4 protein-coding genes are annotated in these 2,977 nt (G+C 59.6%); all 4 read left to right on the top strand.

The genetic code is table 11. The annotated features are described in order from the left end of the window. Window positions 1-70: 70 nt before the first annotated feature. On the top strand, window positions 71-1,162 hold the full coding sequence (gene atzD, locus AC2VNK_RS08775; protein ID WP_486883495.1) for a cyanuric acid amidohydrolase: 1,092 nt from the start codon (window positions 71-73) through the stop codon (window positions 1,160-1,162). Then, the gene (locus AC2VNK_RS08770) at window positions 1,159-2,100 is read left to right on the top strand and encodes an XdhC family protein (protein ID WP_291521990.1); all 942 of its coding nucleotides are present in this window, start codon (window positions 1,159-1,161) and stop codon (window positions 2,098-2,100) included. The genes atzD and AC2VNK_RS08770 overlap by 4 nt, the downstream gene beginning before the upstream one ends. Window positions 2,101-2,116: 16 nt before the next feature. Continuing rightward, window positions 2,117-2,317 carry a DUF4089 domain-containing protein gene (locus AC2VNK_RS08765; RefSeq protein WP_486883494.1) on the top strand — a complete coding sequence of 67 codons (201 nt, stop codon included), beginning with the start codon at window positions 2,117-2,119 and terminating at the stop codon, window positions 2,315-2,317. Continuing rightward, window positions 2,314-2,977: amidase family protein (locus AC2VNK_RS08760; protein WP_486883493.1), on the top strand; the 664-nt coding region annotated here is incomplete at its 3' end. The genes AC2VNK_RS08765 and AC2VNK_RS08760, both read left to right, overlap by 4 nt.

Raw genomic sequence — 2,977 nt, 5'->3', positions numbered from 1 at the left:
CAAGATCGACATCCAACGTCGCACCGGGCGGGTACTCCGGGTTCCCTTTTAATCGCAGAAGGCGAAGACCATGCGTACCTCCGTCTACCGGTTTTTTACGACAGACCCTGCCGACGTTTCCGGACTGGCCCGGGCGATTGCCGAGGGGACGATAGATCCTCAGAGCATCGTCGCGATTATAGGCAAAACCGAGGGTAATGGCGGCATAAACGACTTTACCCGGGCTTTGGCGATGATGGCTTTGAGCCAGCTGCTGGCAACGCATTTGGATTGCCGTCCAGAGTTGGTGGAAGAACGTGTGGTGTTGTCCTTTTCGGGCGGTAGTGAAGGGGTTGCGGCGCCGCATATTCTGGTGTTTTCGGTATCAGGTCGGGCGGCTAAGCAAGCGTATCCGATAAAACGTCTGGCGCTTGCATCCGCCCATACCCGCCCTTTTAGCGCGCAGGAAGTGGGGCGGATGGCGATGGTGCGGGAAACCGCCCGCGCGGTCACCTGGCTCATGCATGCCTTGCAGGTTGAGCCTGGGGATGTGCATCTGGTGCAGATCAAAGGGGCGATACCAGCGCTGGGCTCGACAACGACCGGAAACGTCCGTGCCGAGCACCTGCGCTGTGACATGGCCTGGTCACGCGGCGCTTCTGCCCTGGGGGTGGCCCTCGCTTTGGGTGAGGTGACCGAATCCGAACTGTCGGATGACGCCATCAACCGGGACTGGGCCTTGTACTCCAGTCGGGCCAGCGTTTCCGCCAAACCCTTATTGCAGCGCTCCGAAATAGTGCTGTTCGCCAATTCGTGCTGGTGGGACGGTGATCTGGTCATCGCCCACGGGGTGATGCAGGACATCATCGATGTACCGGCGATCCATGCTGTGCTGAATCAGTTGGGACTGCAGCCCGTCAACGGGCAGTTAGCGACTGTCGATGCGGAGAAGGTGCTGGCGGTCTTCGCCAAATCCGATGCTGACCCGCGAGGCCATATCCGCCATCGTCGTCATACCATGTGGACAGACGCGGATATCTCCGATATGCGCTATTCCCGCTGTGTAGTCTCCGCCTTGTTGGCCGGGGTCACGGGGGAAACCGGCGTCTATGTCTCGACGCGCGCGGAGCATCAGGGTCCCCAGGGGGGCGGGCCGGTGGCCGTGATCGGGTACGCCTCATGAATGCCCTCGCCAGTCGTCAGCGGCCCTTGCTTCCGGTCCGGGAAGCGGTTGTGACCCGGGTGCGGGGATCTGCGCCCACGGCGGTCGGGGCCAGTATGCGTCTGTTGGAAGATGGCTCCCTGCTGGGCACGGTAGGTGGTGGTCGCATGGAATATCAGATCTGTCAGGTGTTGCGCACGCCCCGTTCTGAAGCATCCCCGGCATTGCTGAATTTTACTTTGGGCACGGCGGATGATCAGTGCTGTGGTGGGCAAGTAGAAATCTGTGTGCTGGATGTACCCCGGTTTTTTTCCGAGCTGTACCAGTCTGGCGCCTCCCGTCTCTATCAACGGGATTCAGCAGGCCGGTTGCAGCTCCTGGCCGGGATTACCCGTCTGGGACGGCAAATCGGTCCATTTGATGCCATGACCGTGCTTTTGCATGCTGACGTTCCCGGTATGGATGTAGAGGAGCGGCACTTCGCGCTGCCCGCTGCCCACCATCAGCCGCTATGGATTTTCGGTGCGGGGCATGTAGGACGGGCGATCGCCAGCATGGCCAGCAAACTGGATTTAGCGTCATTCGTATTCGATCAGCGCCCGGAATGGGCCGATCCTGCCGCCTTTCCGCCAGAAGTTACCCTGGTGGACACTTGGACCTGGGCAGATCTGCAGGCTCCGGCAACCGATGCCATGGTGCTCATCATGACCTACAGCCACGCCATGGATTACGCGTTGCTGGAGCATTTTATCGGGAAACCCTTGGCTTATCTCGGGGTCATTGCCAGTCGGTCCAAAGCGGCGCGTTTTAGTCACGCCCTGTCCCGCGCCGGACAGGATATTCCGGACTGTTTGCACATGCCCATGGGTTTGCCAGGACTCGGTAAAAAGCCCCCGGAGATCGCGATCAGTGTATTGGCAGAGTTGCTGCAATTACGGCAAAAAAAAGCTGATTTTTAACAAAAGGAAAAGCAGGATGAATCCGCCCGGAACAGATGCTGATACGCCCGTGGATACGTATATGAACTATCTCTTCGATTCTATGGGGCTCAGTGTGCGCGAAGAATGGCGTGCAGAGGTAAAACATTATTTCATGCTGAGTGCGCGGATGGCCAAGGTGCTGGAAGCGCATCCGGTGGATATGACGGAAGATTTGGCCCCGGTATTTCGTCCATGAAGCCAGAGAACGACACATTTCCGCAGGCGCAGGAAATTGCGCAACGGGTCCGTAGCGGCGAGTGGCGTGCCGCGGAGGTGGTGCAGGAGACGCTCCGGCATATCCACGCCCATAACGGCGAGATCAATGCCTTCACCTGCATCACGGAAGCGCGTGCCCTACGGGAAGCAGAGGCAGTGGACCAGAAGGTGGCGCGGGGCGAAGACCCCGGGCCTCTGGCGGGGGTGCCCTTTGCGGTCAAAAATCTTTTTGATTTGCAGGGCGAGATTACCCTCGCTGGGTCCAAGATCAATCAAACAGATGCCCCCGCCGTAACGGACGCCACCGCCGTAAGGCGGCTCACGGCAGCGGGCGCCATCGTGGTGGGCGCCCTTAATATGGGTGAGTATGCCTACGATTTTACGGGTGAAAATATTCACTATGGGCCTTCCCGCAATCCCCATGACCGCTTGCGAATGACCGGCGGGTCCAGTGGTGGCAGCGGTGCCGCTGTAGCGGCAGGCATGGTGCCCATCGCCCTGGGTTCTGACACCAATGGTTCTATTCGGGTGCCGTCTTCCCTTTGCGGTATTTTTGGGCTGAAGCCGACCTATGGCCGCCTGTCCCGGGCCGGGGCCTTCCCTTTTTGTCCTAGTCTCGATCATGTCGGCCCGCTGGCGC

The sequence above is a fragment of the Acidithiobacillus sp. TH-A35 genome (assembly GCF_057473505.1).
This window is presented reverse-complemented; position numbering and strand designations above follow the sequence as displayed.